Genomic DNA, 15,492 nt, shown 5'->3' with positions numbered 1-15,492 from the left:
CCGGCTGAGGCGAACGGGCCGCAGGCCACCGGGGGTACGATCGGTGCCGTACCAGCAGGGCTTACCCACACCTCCCGGTGGCCCCGAGGCCCATACGAACGACGGGGAAATCATGTCCGGCTCGCACTACTTCACCGGTGCACCCGAGGTCGCCAGCGAGCGCCGTCCGATCACGGTCACCCTGCCGGACCTCACCCTGGAACTGACCACCGACGCGGGCGTCTTCTCCCGCACCCGGCTGGACCCGGGCACCCGGATCCTGCTGGAGCACGCGCCCCCGCCCCGGGTGCGCGGCCCGATCCTGGACGTCGGCTGCGGCTACGGCCCGATCGCGCTGACCTGGGCGAGCCGGCGCAAGCGGCTGCCGGTCTGGGCGGTGGACGTCAACACCCGCGCGCTGGAGCTGGTCCGGCTGAACGCCGAGGCGCTGCAGCTGGGCAACGTGCAGGCCGCGCTGCCCGAGGAGGTCCCCGCCGACCAGCGGTTCGCGGCGATCTACTCCAACCCGCCGATCCGGATCGGCAAGGCCGCCCTGCGCCGACTGCTGGAGCAGTGGCTCGGCCGGCTGACCCCGGACGGCTCGGCGTTCCTGGTGGTCCAGAAGCACCTGGGCTCGGACTCGCTGCAGAAGTGGCTGAACGACCAGGGTTACCCGACCACCCGCGTCACGTCGGTGAACGGGTTCCGGATTCTTGAAGCGCGGCCCCGCCCCACGGCGGGCGAGGGCCCCGAGAGTGGACGAGGTACGACGTCGTGAAGCAGCTCCGCGGGACCGAACTGAAGCGGCTGCACCGTCAGTGGCGGCGTGGCAACGAGTTCCGGCTCGCGATGATCCTGGAGAACCTGCAGTCGCCGTTCAACGTCGGCTCGATCGTCCGGACCGCCGCCGCGATGGGCGCGGAGAAGCTCTACCTCACCGGCGACACCCCGTCGGTGCGCTCGTCGGGTGCGCAGAAGGCCGCGATGGGCACCGACAAGTACCTGAAGGTCGAGCACTTCCCGACGGTCGCCGAGGCGGTGGCCGCCGCGAAGGGCGACGGCTTCAAGGTGGTCGGCCTGGAGCTGGCCGACGAGGCGGTGCCGATGTTCGCCGCCACCCTGACCCCGGCGGTCGCCTTCGTCCTCGGCCACGAGGACCGCGGCATCACGCCGGACGCGCTGGCCCTCTGCGACCAGGTCGTGTTCGTGCCGCAGCTGGGCCGCGTCGGCTCGCTGAACGTCTCCGCCGCGGCGACGGTGGCCTGCTACGAGGCGCGCCGCCAGGGGTACGCGATCACCGGTGCCCCGGACGGCTCCGACGCGGGCGGCCCGGACGCGGGCGACCTCGACGACGACTGACCGCAGCGACGGCGGACCTCGACGGCAGCCGGCCTCGGCCTCGGCTGGCCTGCCCCGGTGGGAGGAGGGGGGCGTCCCCTCCTCCCACCGGCGGTACGGGTCAGACCTCGACGAGCACCTTGCCCCGGTTGCCCTCCCGGTCCAGGTAGAGGCTCCGGTACGCCTGCGGGATCTCGTCGAACCCCTTGTGCACGGTCTGGTGGTAGCGGATCTCCCCGCCCCGGACCAGCCCGCCCAGCTCCCGGTGCATCTGCGCCAGGAGCGGCTCGGTGAACCACTCCTGGGCGAAGATCCCGCGGATCGTGGTGCGCGGGAACATGATGTACGGCAGCAGCCTGGGTCCGGTGAGATCGCCGTTCACCGTGGTCGCCCACTGCCAGCAGACGGCCACCTGGCTGTCCACGTTGAGCATGGTGAACACCGCGTCGGTCACGGTGCCGCCCAGGTTGTCGAAGTACCGGTCGACCCCGTCGGGGGCGGCGAGCTGCAGCGCCTGACGGACCTTCTCGGCGTCGTCGGCCTGGTCGTAGAGGACCACCTCGTCGAAGCCGAGCCCCCGCAGGTACTCGGCCTTGCCCGGCGAGGCGGTGGTGCCGACCAGCCGGCCGGCGCCGGCCCGCCTGGCCAACTGGCCGACCAGGGTGCCGATCGAGCCGGAGGCCCCGCTGATCACCACCGTGTCGCCGGGCCGGACGGTCATGAACCGGGTGAGCGTGCCCCAGGCCGTCATGCCCGGCGCGCCCATGATGCCGAGGGCGGTGGAGACCGGCAGCCGCTCGTCGTACCAGTCCGGATCGAGGCGGCGGTAGGCCGGGAAGACCATCGGGAAGATGCCGGTCTTCCACAGCTCCTCGGCTCCGTTGTGCACGACGTGGCTGCGCCAGCCGCCGAAGCCCTGCACCAGGTCGCCGACCCGGAACGCCGCCTCCGGCCCGGCCTCGATCACCTCCATGATCGAGTCGGCGCCCATGTGGTGGCCGATCGGCGTCTCCAGGGCGAGCCCGTTCTGGTACGGGTCGACCGAGACGTACCGCGTCCGGAAGAGCATCTCGTCCGGACGGAGGTCGATCTCGACGTCCTCGACGACCTTCCGGTAGATCCGGTTGACGTCCGGCACCCCGTCCAGGTGCTCCCGGACGACCCACTTCTCGATCCTCATGCCAGGGCTCCCGTCTCCATGGTCTCGGTGTCCTCCGCGCCGTCGCGCTGCTCCCCGGCGGCCGGGCCCGGCGGCCGGGCCCGGCGGGGCGGCCCGCCCACCGGGATGATCCGGTGCGTCGGCAGCGGCGCGCTCCGGTCGATCTCGGCGGTGAACTCCAGTCCGTCGTCCCGGCAGATGAACTGCATGACGTGCCGGCCGGCGGCGGCCGCGCGGATCAGGCCGCCGATGGTCGCCCAGACCCCGGAGAGGTAGAAGTCCGAGAGGCCGGGCAGCACCGGACCGCTCTTCTTGATCTCCTCCTCGACCGTCTCCGCACCCTCCACGAACGGGTTCCAGCCCGGGAAGGTGCCGTCGTAGACGCCGGTGTAGCGGACCTGGGTGAGCGGGGTCGAGACGTCGGCGACGGCCACCGCGTCCTTGAAGCCGGGGAACCGCTCGTCCAGGAAGGCGGCGATGCCGTTGCGGACCCGCCGCTTGGCCGCCATGTACTCCCGTCCGTGCTTGACCGGCAGGGTGTGCAGCTCCTCGCCGCGCCGCACCCGGGAGGTCTGCTCCGGTCCCTCGTGCAGCGCCCGCCAGGGGGCGATGTCCGAGAAGTACGTCGCGAACACCACCGTCGACTCGCTCGGCGCCAGCTCCGGGTAGTGCCGGGTGCGGAACTGCACGTTCATCGAGTGGCAGCGGATCCCGGTCAGCGCGCTCGCCTCCTGCTCCGTCAGCAGGTAGGTGGTGCACGGGTCGCCCTGCGGGAAGGGCCGGCGCAGTCCCAGGAAGAGGGACACGTAGCCGGGCGACAGCTGGCCGGGCTCGTCGATCAGCGAGGTGTACAGCCGCCGGTAGGTGTCGTTGAGGTACCGGCCCTTGAGCAGCTTCATCACCGTGGTGTGGCCGTCGGCTGCGGAGACCACGATGTCGGCGCGGAACTCCCGGCCGTCGCTGAGCCGCACGCCGACCGCGCGGTCCCGCTCGACCAGGATCTCCTCGACCTTGGCGTTGTAGGTGATCTCGCCGCCGAGCTTGCGGTACCGCTCCTCGATCGACCGGGCCAGCGCGAGCGAACCGCCCTCGGGCACCCCGGCGGCCTGGTTGGCGTGCGAGGCCAGCTGGAAGTAGAACGGCAGCACCGGGAAGGCCGGGTGCTTCTCGTAGAGGATGAAGTTGAACGCCTCGCGCAGCAGCGGGTCGCGGAACCGCAGGGCGAAGTCGGTCATCAGCACCGTGATCGACTTGCGGATGGTGTTGAAGTACGGGAGGAACGAGGCCAGCATCCGCCACCGCTCCAGCCGGCCCATCAGCCCGACCGGCTTGAGGAACGGGTAGACCGCGAGCGCCTTCCGGAAGGTCCGGATGCCGGCGCAGAACTCCCGGATCGGCGCGGCGTCGGCCGGCGAGAGGGCGAGCAGGTGCGCCTCCAGCCGGTCCGGGTCGGAGTAGAAGTGGACCGCCCGGCCGTCCCGGCCCCGGACGATGTTGAAGACGTCGAAGTGGCGCATCTCCTTGCCCTGGAGCGCGCCCAGTTCGAGCCAGATCTGGTACATCTCGTTGCCCGGGCCGTTGCCGAGCAGCCAGCTGATGCACCAGTCGAAGGTGAAGTCGCTGCGGTCCCACCCGGTGCACGAGCCGCCGGGGATCTCGTGCATCTCGAAGATCTGCGTCCGGTAGCCGTTCATCCGGGCGTAGCACCCGGTGGAGAGGCCGCCGAGGCCGCCGCCGACGATGATCATCGTCTCTCGGCGGCGCCCGGCGACCGGTTCCCGTGTCGTCATTCCAGCCTTCCTCGTCCGTACCGTGGAGTGCGTTGCCGTTGTCGGGGGGTGCTCACCAGGCGATCGGGAGCGCCTGCAGGCCGTTCACCATCGCGTCCTCCTTCCAGCGCAGTTCGCGCTCGGGGACGGCCAGCCGCAGGCCGGGGAGCCGGCTCAGCACCCGCTCGATCGCCACCTGGAGCTCCAGCCGGGCCAGGTGGGCGCCGATGCAGTAGTGCACGCCGTGGCCGAAGCCGATGTGCGGGTTGCCCGGGCGGTCCAGGACCAGACGCTCCGGATCCTCGAACACCTCCGGGTCGCGGTTGGCGGCGGCGGTGGCGATCATCACCGCATCGCCGGCCCGGACGGTGACCCCGCCCAGGTCGACGTCGGCGGTGGCGTACCGGGGCAGGCTGAAGCCGGTGAGCAGCGGCACGTACCGCATCAGCTCCTCGACGGCCCTGGGGATCAGTTCGGGACGCTCCCGCAGCCGGAGCAACTCCTCGGGGTTGACGAGCAGTTGGTGGAAGAAGTTGCCGATCTGGTTGGTGGTGGAGACGAAGCCGGCGATCAGCAGGTCGCAGGCGATCGAGAGCAGCTCCTCCTCGCTGATCAGCCGCTGCTCGCGGCAGGCCCGGACGAGTACGGTGAGCAGGTCGTCACCGGGCTCCCGGCCGCGCAGCACCAGCACGCCGGCCATGTAGTCGATGAACGCCCCGCCCTCGGTGGCGAGCACCTCGCCGGGGGTGACGGCGGAGAGCACCGTCTCGGCCCAGCTCCAGAGCATCCGGTGGTCCTCGGCGGGGATGCCGAGCACCTCGCAGATGATGGTGGTCGGCATCGGGATCGCGAAGTCCTCGACCAGGTCGGCGGGTTGCCCGGCGGCGGTCATGCCGTCGATCAGCTCGTCGGCCAGTTCCGCGGCCCGCACCCGCAGCCGCTCGACCCGGCGGGCGCTGAACTCGCGGGCCACCAGGGAACGGAGCCTGGTGTGCTCGGGCGGCTCGGTGGAGAACAGGCCGGCGCCGGTGCGGGCGACCGGACGCATCCGGGGCTGGTCCTGGCCCATCGCGGCGGCGAGGCTGAACCGCGGGTCGGCGAGCACCGCCCGGACGTCCTCGTAGCGGGTGGCCAGCCAGGCGCCGTCGCCGTACGGCATCCGGATCCGCACCAGCGGCTGCTCGCGCAACTCGGCGTAGGAGGGGTGGAGTTCGAGCCCGAGCGGCTCGAAGGGGTAGGACAGCGGCTGGTGCTGCCTGAGCATGAGCGGGTCCGTCTCTCGTGCGGGGGTGCCGGGGGTGCCGGGCACCCCCGGGGGCAGGAGGCCCCCCGGGGCGCCGGCGGTGCTGCCGCGCGGCCGGCCCGGGGCGGGCAGGCCGGTGCCGGTACTGGTGCCGGCACCGGTGTCGGTGCCGGTGTCGGTGCCGGTCTCAGGACACATGGGCGTCGGCTCCGGTGAGGATCGACCGGGCGAGCCCGGCGTTGTGGGCGATGAACTCGCGGTCGAGCATCTCGGCGTGGGTGCCGAAGCCCTTGAAGACCGCCGTCCGGGTGGCCGAACTGCCGTGCCACGCACCGTGCCGGCCGGCCTCGTAGAGGGACACCTTCTCGTCGTCGGAGATCACGCTGAGCGCGGCGGTGACCACCCCGAGGTTGGGCGTCCGGCTGCAGAACCGCAGGTAGTCCCGGGCCTGTTCGCGGGTCTCCTCGGCCACCACGTCCGAGCCGGTGTGCCGCTGGAGGTGCTCGGCCAGCTCGCGCTCGAAGGCCTGGACGTGCTCGTCGGCGAGGTCGAAGGACTCCGGGATCCGGTGCGAGTCCATGATCACCACGTTGGGCACCGCCCGCCCGCGCCGCTCCAGCTCCTTGGCCACCTCGAAGGCGAGGTTGCCGCCGAGCGAGTAGCCGAGCAGGGCGCACGGCCCGTCCGGCTGGAGCGCCTCGACCAGGTCCGCGTACCGGTCGACCTTGTCGTCCCCGGCCACGTAGTTGAAGGCGACCATCCGGTACTCCGGCAGGTGCGCCGCGAACTGCCGGTAGACCAGCCCGTGGCCGCCCGCGGGCGGGAAGCAGAACAGGGTCTGCTGCTGCTCCTGGTTGAACCAGAGGTACGGCTGGGCGCCCTCGATCCGGCCGGTGACGATGGCCTCGACGGTCTTCGCCATCCCGTGCAGTGTGGTGACCCTGAAGAGCCGGCCGACCGGGATGCTGATGTTGAACTCGGTCTGCAGGCCGTGGATCAGCTCGATCAGCCGGATCGAGGATCCGCCGGACTCGAAGAAGTCGTGCTGCAGCCCGGGCTCCTCGACGCCCAGCAGCGCCCGCCAGTGCTCGGCCATCCTGATCTCGTAGAGGGTGGCCGGCGGTTCGGCGGCCCGGTCCGCGGCGTCCGCCCGCGGGGCGGGCAGCGCGGCGACGTCCACCTTGCCGTTGGTGGTGAGCGGCAGCGTGCACAGCTCGGTGAAATGGGTCGGGATCATGAAGGTCGGCAGGTAGCCGGCCAGGTGGCGGCGGAGTCCGCGGCGGTCGAGCGTCCGCCCAGGCGCCGGCACGCAGTACGCGCAGAGCACGTGCTCGCCGCCGTGGTCGGGCCGGACGGTGACCACCGCCCGCTCCAGCTCGGGCCATTCGGCGAGCTGGGTCTCGATCTCCCCCAGCTCGATCCGGTGGCCGCGCACCTTGATCTGCGAGTCGACCCGGCCGAGCAGGTGCACCCCGCCGTCGGCGTCCCAGCGTGCGAGGTCCCCGGTGCGGTAGAGCCGGACCGGCTCGGTGCCGTCGGCGCCGCCGAGCGGCAGGACGGCGAACCGGCGGGCGGTCTGCTCCTCGTCGCCGACGTAGCCGAGCGCCACCCCGGAGCCGCCGATCCACAGCTCCCCGGTGACGCCTGGCGGGACCGGCCGGCCCTGCCCGTCGAGGAGGTAGAACGCGCTGTTCGGGAACGGCCGCCCGATCGGGACCATCCGGCTGGGCTCCAGCCCGTCCGCCGGCCCCTCGAAGTAGGCGCTGTCGATGGTGGCCTCGGTGAGGCCGTAGGAGTTGACCAGCCTGGTCTCCGGGCCGCAGAGGGCCCGCAGCCGCTCGAACTCCTCGACCTTCCAGACGTCCGAGCCGACCACCAGCAGCCGCATGAACTCCAGGTCCAGGCCGGTCCGTTCGCAGTGTGCGACGACCGTCCGGACCACCGCGGGGACGAACTCGGCGGCGTCCACCCGCTCGGCCCGCATCACCTCGTGGAGCCGGGCGGTGTTGAACAGCAGCTCCCGGCCGACCAGCACCAGGGTGCCGCCCGAGCACAGCGCGCGGACCACGTCCCCGGTGAAGACGTCGAAGGAGGGCCCGGCCATCTGGAGGTGGACCCTGGCGTCGGTCTCCAGCCGGTACTCGGTGCGCCACGCCTGGTAGGCCGAGGCCAGGTTGCCGTGGCCGACCCGGACGGCCTTGGGCCGGCCGGTGGAGCCGGAGGTGTAGATCACGTACGCCGGGTCGTCGGGGGACACCGTCACCTCGGGGAGCGGCGTCGCACCGGTGGACCCGTCGTCCTCCTCGTCCAGTTCGGCCGTGGTCACCAGCCGGCCGGGCAGCCCGCCGAGCCGCTCACCGGTCTCCGGGCGGTCGTCGCCGACCACCAGCCCGGCACCGGCGCGCTCGACCATGTACGCCAGCCGGTCGGCCGGGTGGCCCGGGTCGAGCGGCAGGTACGCGGCACCGGTGCGGAGCACCGCGAGCAGGGCGACGATCAACTCCGGCGACTTCTCCAGGGCGAGCGCCACCACCGTGCCCGGACCGGCACCCAGCGCGCGCAGCCGGGCGGCCGCCCGCCGGGAGCGTTCGGCCAGCTCGCCGTAGCTCAGCCGCACGGTCGGGCCGGACTCGGCCGGTACCGCCACCGCGAGCGCAGCCGGGTCCGCCGCCGCCGCGCGCAGGATCAGCTCGTGCACCGGCTCCTCGTGGGCCACCCGGCGTTCGGCGCCGCTCCACCGGCGGAGCACCAGGGCGCGCTCCTCCCGGCCGAGCAGCTCCAGCCCGGTGGCCGCCCGCCCGGGACCGGCCGCGGTCAGCCCCTCCAGCAGGTTGACGTAGTGGCCGGCCAGCCGGGTCATCGTCTCCGGGAGGAAGAGGTCGGTGTTGTACTTGAGGACGCAGTGGAAGCGGCGCTCCGCCTCGTCCTCGTAGGCGGACAGGGTGAGGTCGAACTGACCCTCCTCCTCCGGGAGTTCGATGTACTCCAGGTGATAGCCGTACTTCTCGGTGGCCACCTTGTGGTGGAGCAGGATGAACATCGCCTGGAAGACCGCGGAGCGGCTCGGGTCGTGCTGCAGGCCGAGCTTCTCCACCAGCAGCACGAACGGGTACTCCTGGTGGTCCAGCCCGCCCAGCACCGTGGTCCGCACCCGGTCCAGCAGCTCGGCCACGGTCGGCTCACCGGCCAGCGAGACGTGCAGCGGCAGCGGGTTGACGAAGTAGCCGTAGACACCGGCGAACTCCTCGTCGGTGCGGCCGGTCACCGGGCTGCCGACGATGACGTCGTCCTGGCCCGAGTAGGCGTGCAGCAGCAGGTAGTAGGCGCTGAGCAACACCATGAAGACGGTGACGTTGTGCTCGCGGGCCAACGCGTGGACGCGCGCGCTGAGCTCCTCGTCGAGGACGAAGAACTCCGAGGCGCCGTTGTGGGTCTGCACCGCCGGGCGGGGCTTGTCGGTGGGCAGGCTGAGGATCGGCACCTCGGCCGGCAGATGCGAGCGCCAGTAGTCGAGCATCCTCGGCGCCTCGCGACCCGCCAGGAACGCGTTCTGCCGGTTGAGGAAGTCCAGGTAGCGCGCGGTGACCGGCGGCAGCTCGGGCGCCCTGCCCTGCCGCAGCCCCTCGTAGACGGCGAGCAGTTCCTCGATGAAGGTGAAGGTGGAGATCGCGTCCGAGATGATGTGGTGGACGGCCTTCATGATCACCCAGCGGTCCGGCCCGCGCCGGAACAGCCGGAACCGCACCAGCGGATCGCGCTCCAGGTCGTACGGCTTGCGGTACTCGCGGACGATCAGCGCGTGGATCTCGTCCCAGGCCAGGTGCTCGACGTCGAAGACCCCGAAGTCCGGCTCCACGGCGGCCGAGATCCGCTGTTCGGTGCGGCCGCCGTCGAGCACGAAGTTGGCCCGCAGGCTGGGGTGCCGCTCGATCATGGCCCGGAAGGCCGCGGCCATGAGCTCGGGCTCCAGCTCCACCCGGACCTCCACCGCGCCGCCGATGTTGTAGGCGAAGCCGTCGGGGTTGAGCTGCTTGAGGAACCAGAGCGCCTTCTGGTTCTGCGTCAGCGGGTACGCGGCCTCGTCCTCGTGGCGCTCGATCCCGACCGGGCCGGCGCCGGCCGGGTCCTCGTCGAGCAGCTCGGCCAGCGACTCGTGCAGCCGGGCCACCAGCTCGCCCACCGGCGCGTTGCTCAGCAGCGCCACCACCGGGAGGGTGGTGCCGAGTTCGGTGTTGAGCCGGGCCCGGAGCTCCATCGCGAGCAGTGAGTCCAGGCCGAGGGCGCCGAGGCCGGTGGCGGGCTCGATCTGCTCGACCGGCGCCCGGAGCACCGTGGCGGCCAGCAGGGTGAACCGCTCGGTGAGCAGGGCCAGCCGCTCCGCCTCGCCGGCCGCCCGCAGCGTGTCCAGCAGTCCGGCCCGCTCGGCCGCCGGTACGGCCTCCCGGGCGGTCGCGGCCAGGTCGGCGACCAGCGGCGGCGGGGCCGGGTACCAGGAGAGGAAGACCGGCCAGTCGACGACGGTGGCGACCAGCAGCTGGGCCCGGTCCTGGCCCAGCACCCGCTCCAGGACGGCCATCCCGGTCTCCGGGGCCAGCGAGCTCATGCCGCGGCTGTTCCGGTAGTGGTCGATCAGGCCGAGCTCCTCGATCATGCCGGTGGCCCAGGGGCCCCAGTCGAGGCTCAGCGCGGGCAGGCCGAGGGAGCGGCGGTGGTGGGCCAGGGCGTCCAGGAAGGCGTTGCCGGCGGCGTAGTTGGTCTGGCCGGCGGTGGTCAGCAGCGAGGCGATGGAGGCGAAGAGCACGAAGTGGTCGAGCGGTTCGCCGGCCAGCTGCCGGTGCAGGGCGAAGGCACCGAGGACCTTGGGCGCGTGGACGGCGTCGAAGGTCCCGCGGTCCAGCTCGCCCACCAGGGTGTCCCGGACCTGCCCGGCCAGGTGGAAGACCCCGCGGATCGGCGGCCGGTCCAGCCGGCGGTACTCGGCCAGCCAGGCGGCCAGCGCGGATTCGTCGGTGACGTCCAGCGGTGCCGGGACCGGCTCCGCGCCGAGTGCCTCCAGCTCGCGCAGGAAGGCCGTGCGCCGGCCGTCCGGGCTCGCCGGGTCGAGGTCGCGCCACTGCTCGCGCGGCGGCAGCGGGCTGCGGCCGACCAGGATCAGCCGGCGGGCTCCGCGCCGGACCAGGGTGCGGCAGAGCAGCCGGCCGAGCGCACCGAACGCGCCGGTCACCAGGTAGGCGGCGTCCGGGCGGAGGCCGGGCGGGAGCGGCCGGCTCAGCCCTTCGGCCGGGCGGAGCCGGCTGGTCAGCCGCCGGCCCGGCCGGAGCGCGATCTCGTCCTCGTCGGCGAGTCCGAACTCGCGCAGCAGCGCTGCCGCCTCGGCATCGGCGGTGGCGACGGAGGGGGTGGAAGCGGAGGGGGTGGAGGACGCGGCGGCAGCGGTGGCGGCCGTCGGCCCGAGGTCGACCAGCTTGCCCGGGTGGCCGGGCAGCTCCTGGTGGCGCAGCACCCGGCCGATCCCCCAGGCGGGCGCGCCGAGCGGCTCGACCGGCTCACCGGGAACGGTGGCCTGCGCGGAGCGGGTGACGATGTGCAGCCTGCTGTCCGGGAGTTCGGCGGACAGCAGGGCGGCGAGCGTGACCAGGCTGTACGCGCCGGCAGCGGTGTGCCCGGCCACCGCTGCCCGGTCGGCGGTGGCCAGCTCCGGCCGGTCGAGGTTCCAGAGGTGGACGACGGCAGCCGGGTCGGGTGCGCCGCCGGCCCTACGGTCGGCCAGCAGCCGGGCGAGGTCGGCCGCGGAGCCGGGCTCGACGGTGGCCGGGCGGCCGTCCGCCGGGGGCCGGTAGCCGGCGCCGGGGAGGACCAGTTGGCAGCTGCCCCCGCGCGCGGCGATCCGTCCGGCCAGTGCCTCGGCGACACCCTGCCGGTCGGCGAACAGCAGCCAGTGGTCGGGGTGTTCGGCCAGCAGGTCGGGGGCGTCGGCGGCCTCCGGCAGCTCCGTCCAGGCCGGTTCGGCGAGCCAGCCGTCGATGGTGGCCAGGCCGACGGCGGTGGCCGCCTGCTCGACGTCGGCGGCGCGGAACCCGGTGACCCCGCCGAGTGACGCGCCGCGCTCGTCGTGCACCGCGATGTCGCCGACCAGCTCCGGTCCGGCGTCCCGGGTGACGGTCGCGTGCACCCAGAGCGGGCGGTCGCCGACCGCGTCCAGCCGGACCTCCTCGATGGCGACCGGCAGCCGGATGCCGGTCGCGGCACCGGTGCCGGCCCCCGTGCCCGGACCGGTGCCGTCGGGTGGCTCCGCCAGCAGCTGGGGGGTCAGCAGGGTCTGGAAGAAGGCGTCCATCACCACCGGGTGCACCTGGTGGTTCGCCCCCTGCCCGGCGACCGCCGCGGTCGGCCGGACCCGCGCCAGTGCCTCGCCGGGGCCGATCCAGACCTCCTCGATGCCCTGGAACGCCGGACCGTAGTGGTAGCCGAGCGCGGCCAGCGCGGTGTAGCAGTCGGGCCCGGTCAGGTGCCGGACCGCGCGGCCGCGGATCGCCCCGACGTCCAGCGGCCGCGCCGGGCGGTTGCGCTGGCCGGGCCGGACGGTGCCGACGGCGTGCACGGTGCGCTCGGGACCGCCCTCCGCCGTGCCGGCCGCCCCTCCGGGGGCCGCGGTCCCGCCGGGGGCCGCGCCACCGGTCGCGATGGTGAAGCCGCCGTGCTCGGCCGAGAGGGTCAGCCGGACGGCGCAGCTCTCCTCGTCGGGGAGGAAGAGCGCCTTGCGCAGCTCGATGCCGGCCAGTGCGGCATCGGTGCCGCCGGTCAGCGCGCGGACCGCCTGGACGGCCATCTCCAGGTACCCGGCGGCGGGGAAGAGCACGCTGCCCTGGATCCGGTGGTCCTCCAGGTAGGGCAGCGCCTCGGCGTCCAGCCGGGCCTCCCAGGCCGGCTCGGCACCGGCCAGCCGGCGGCCGAGCAGGGGGTGGTCCAGCCGGCCCTGCCGGACCGCCTCGACCGACCGGGGCTCGACCCAGTGCCGGTCCCGCCGGAACGGGTAGCGCGGCAGCGGCACCGTCCGGCCGGCGGGCTGGAGCACCGACCAGTCGACCTCCACGCCGAGGTTGTGCAGGGCGGCCAGCGAGGCGGTGAAGGTGCCCTGCTCGTCCTCCTGGCGGCGGATCGAGGGCAGGGTGCGGACCTCGGGGCGGTCGGCGTCCCCCGCGCGGGCCTCCACGGTCTCCTGGATCGAGCGGCCGAGCACCGGGTGCGGGCCGATCTCCAGGAACAGGCTGTACCCGTCGTCCGACAGCCGCTCGACGGCCTGCTGGAAGCGGACGCTGTCACGGACGTTCCGCCACCAGTAGCCGGCGTCCAGCTCGGTGCCGCGCGCGGTGCCCTCGCGCCCGGTGAGGTAGAGCGGCACCTGGGCCGGGCGGGCCTTGAGGTCGGCGAGCGACTCCAGCAGCTCGTCCTTGATCAGCTCCATCCGGGCGCTGTGGTAGGGCACTTCGACGGTCAGCGGGCGGGCGAAGACCTGCTCGGCGGTGAGCGCGGCGGCCAGTTCGGCCAGCACCGTCGCGTCCCCCGCGAGGGTCAGCGAGGCGGGGCTGTTGATCGCGGCCACCGAGACCGCGTCGCCGTACGGGCGGAGCCGGCGGACCGCCTCGGCCTCGGTGAGCGCGACGGCCAGCATGCCGCCCGTCCCCGCCAGCTTCTGCTGGAGCCGGCTGCGGTGGACCACGACCTTGACGGCGTCGGCCAGGTCGTAGACGCCGGCCTCGTGGAAGGCGGCGACCTCACCGGTGGAGTGGCCGACGACGGCGTCCGGGCGGACGCCGCGGCTGCGCCAGAGCGCGGCCAGGCCGACCTGGACGGCGAAGTTGGCGGGCTGCGCGAGCCAGGTCTCGGACATCCGGGAGTGTGCCTCGTCGGCGGCCAGCTCGTCGGTCAGGGACCAGCCGGTGAGCTCCGCCAGGTGCTCGGCGCAGCGCTCGACGGCCTCCCGGTAGACCGGTTCGGCGGCGAAGAGCTGCCGGCCCATCGCCCACCACTGCGGGCCCATGCCGGTGAAGACCCAGGCCAGCCGGCGGTGCCGGGGCTCGCGGCGGTGCCCGGTGAGCACCCGCGGGTGGGGCTCGCCCCGCAGGTGGGCGCCGAACGCCTCGTCCAGCGAGGCGCGGGCGGCGTGCTCGCGGGAGTCGTAGACCACCGAGAGCCGGGCGTCGTGGTGCTGGCGGCGGTGGGCCAGGGTGTGGCCGAGGTCGGCCGGGCGGGCCGGGGTGCCGCCGCGGACGCCGGCCAGCTCGGCCTGCACGCCGGCGGCCAGCTCGGGCAGCGCGGCGGCCTCCCGGGCGGTGAGCGGCAGCACGGTCCAGACGGGCTCCCCGCCCGGCCCGTCCGCCGGCTCCGCGCGGTCCGGCTCCGGCGGCACCGCCGGGGCGGACCGGCGGTCCGCCGCGCCCGCCGCACCCGGTGCCGTGCCCGGCGCCGGCTCCGGTGCGGGGTACGGCACCGGGGCGGCCTCCAGCAGGACGTGGGCGTTGGTGCCGCCGAAGCCGAAGGAGTTGACCCCGGCCCGGGCCGGCCCCTCGTGCGCGGGCCAGGGAGTGGGCTCGGTGGGGATCTCGTACGGCAGGGCGGCCGGGTCGATCGCCGGGTTGAGCTGCTCCAGGTTGATGTGCGGCGGGATGAGCCGGTGCTTGAGCGCCAGGGCGGACTTGATCAGCCCGGCCAGGCCGGAGGCCGACTCGGTGTGCCCGATGTTGGTCTTCACCGAGCCGACGTAGCACCGGTCTCCCGGGCGGCGGCCGACGGCCAGGGCCCGGGCCAGCGCGTTCGCCTCGATCGGGTCGCCGACCGGGGTGGAGGTGCCGTGCGCCTCGACGTACTGGAGGCTGCCCGGGACGATGCCGGCCTCGGTGCAGACCCGCTCGATCAGCGCGACCTGCGCGTCCGGGTTGGGCACGGTGATGCCGTTGGTGCGGCCGTCCTGGTTGACGCCGCTGCCGATGATGACGGCGTGCACCGGATCGCCGTCGCGGACGGCGTCGGAGAGCCGTTTGAGCGCGACCACGGCGACGCCCTCGGCCCGGACGTAGCCGTCGGCCGCCGCGTCGAAGGTGCGGGAGCGGCCCTGCGGGGAGAGGAACCCGCCCTTGGTCTCGGCGATCGTGTACTGCGGCGCGATGTGCAGCAGGGTGCCGCCGGCCAGCGCGAGATCGGTCTCGCCGCGCAGCAGGCTCTGCGCGGCGAGGTGGACGGCGACCAGGGAGGAGGAGCAGGCGGTGTCGAGGGAGACGCTGGGGCCGCGGAAGTCGAAGCAGTGCGAGATGCGGTTCGACACCATCGTCATCATGGTGCCGGTGGCCGTGTGCGCGGCCAGCGTCTCGAAGGAGAGGTCCGAGAACTGGACGATCTTGTAGTCCAGGGTGAACGCGCCGACGTAGACGCCGACCTCACGGCCCGCCAGCTCGGCCGGCTTCTGCCCGCCGTCCTCCAGCGCCTCCCAGGCCACCTCCAGCAGCTTCCGCTGCTGCGGGTCCATGTGGTCGGCCTCGCGGCCGCTGATGCCGAAGAACGCCGGGTCGAACTCGTCGAAACCGTCGATGTAGCCGCCCCTGCCGCCGACCAGCCGGCCCGGCTTGGCCTTGTCCCGGCTGCCCAGGGTCGCCACGTCGTACCGGCTGCGCGGGGTCGGCGTGATGCAGTCCTTGCCGTCGACCAGGTTCTGCCAGAACGACCGGTGGTCGCAGGCCCCGCCGGGCAGCCGGCAGCCGATCCCGATGATCGCGATCTTCTCCCGGTCCCCGTCGGCCGGGGAGGCCTCCGGGTCGGCCTGCGGGCGGGTGGCGGGGGCGGCGGGCCCGGCGGGGTTCGCGGAGTCGGCGGGGCCCCCGGCGGCGGTGTTGTCGGTGTCGGCGGTATCAGGGAAGTCGGAGGATGCGGCGAAGCATGAATCCGTCATGGTCGAGTCCTTGAGTCGCTGCGTTCGCGCGCGGCACGGGCGTGGGAGGGCCGCACGGGCA

Annotated in this window: 6 protein-coding genes; 2 read left to right on the top strand and 4 right to left on the bottom strand. The window is 73.6% G+C overall.

Features of this window, described 5'->3' with window-relative positions; all coding sequences use genetic code 11:
• The first annotated feature begins 112 nt into the window (after nucleotides 1-112).
• Nucleotides 113-757 (top strand): class I SAM-dependent methyltransferase, encoded by a 645-nt coding sequence (locus tag AC067J_RS04320; RefSeq protein ID WP_478296453.1) that lies wholly within the window; start codon nucleotides 113-115, stop codon nucleotides 755-757.
• Nucleotides 754-1,338, top strand: coding sequence for a TrmH family RNA methyltransferase (locus AC067J_RS04315; protein WP_478296452.1), 585 nt, complete (start codon nucleotides 754-756; stop codon nucleotides 1,336-1,338). The genes AC067J_RS04320 and AC067J_RS04315 overlap by 4 nt, the downstream gene beginning before the upstream one ends.
• A gap of 100 nt (nucleotides 1,339-1,438) precedes the next feature.
• Here the strand turns inward: AC067J_RS04315 and AC067J_RS04310 are convergent, their stop codons facing one another.
• From AC067J_RS04310 to AC067J_RS04295, 4 genes are read right to left on the bottom strand one after another with little or no spacing between them, the layout of a single operon-like run.
• Nucleotides 1,439-2,497, bottom strand: coding sequence for an MDR family NADP-dependent oxidoreductase (locus AC067J_RS04310; protein WP_478296451.1), 1,059 nt, complete (start codon nucleotides 2,495-2,497; stop codon nucleotides 1,439-1,441).
• Nucleotides 2,494-4,266 (bottom strand): phytoene desaturase family protein, encoded by a 1,773-nt coding sequence (locus AC067J_RS04305; RefSeq protein WP_478296450.1) that lies wholly within the window; start codon nucleotides 4,264-4,266, stop codon nucleotides 2,494-2,496. The genes AC067J_RS04310 and AC067J_RS04305 overlap by 4 nt, the downstream gene beginning before the upstream one ends.
• A 52-nt stretch (nucleotides 4,267-4,318) precedes the next feature.
• A complete protein-coding gene (locus AC067J_RS04300; protein WP_478296449.1) occupies nucleotides 4,319-5,686 on the bottom strand; it encodes a cytochrome P450 in 1,368 nt (455 codons plus the stop codon).
• Entirely contained in the window at nucleotides 5,676-15,431 is a 9,756-nt protein-coding gene (locus AC067J_RS04295) for a non-ribosomal peptide synthetase/type I polyketide synthase (protein WP_478296448.1), read from the bottom strand. The genes AC067J_RS04300 and AC067J_RS04295 overlap by 11 nt, the downstream gene beginning before the upstream one ends.
• Between the last annotated feature and the right edge of the window lie 61 nt (nucleotides 15,432-15,492).

The sequence above is a fragment of the Kitasatospora sp. NPDC042419 genome, from assembly GCF_056437345.1.
The sequence above is the reverse complement of the archived record's forward strand: the minus strand, read 5'-3'. Positions and strand labels throughout refer to the sequence as shown.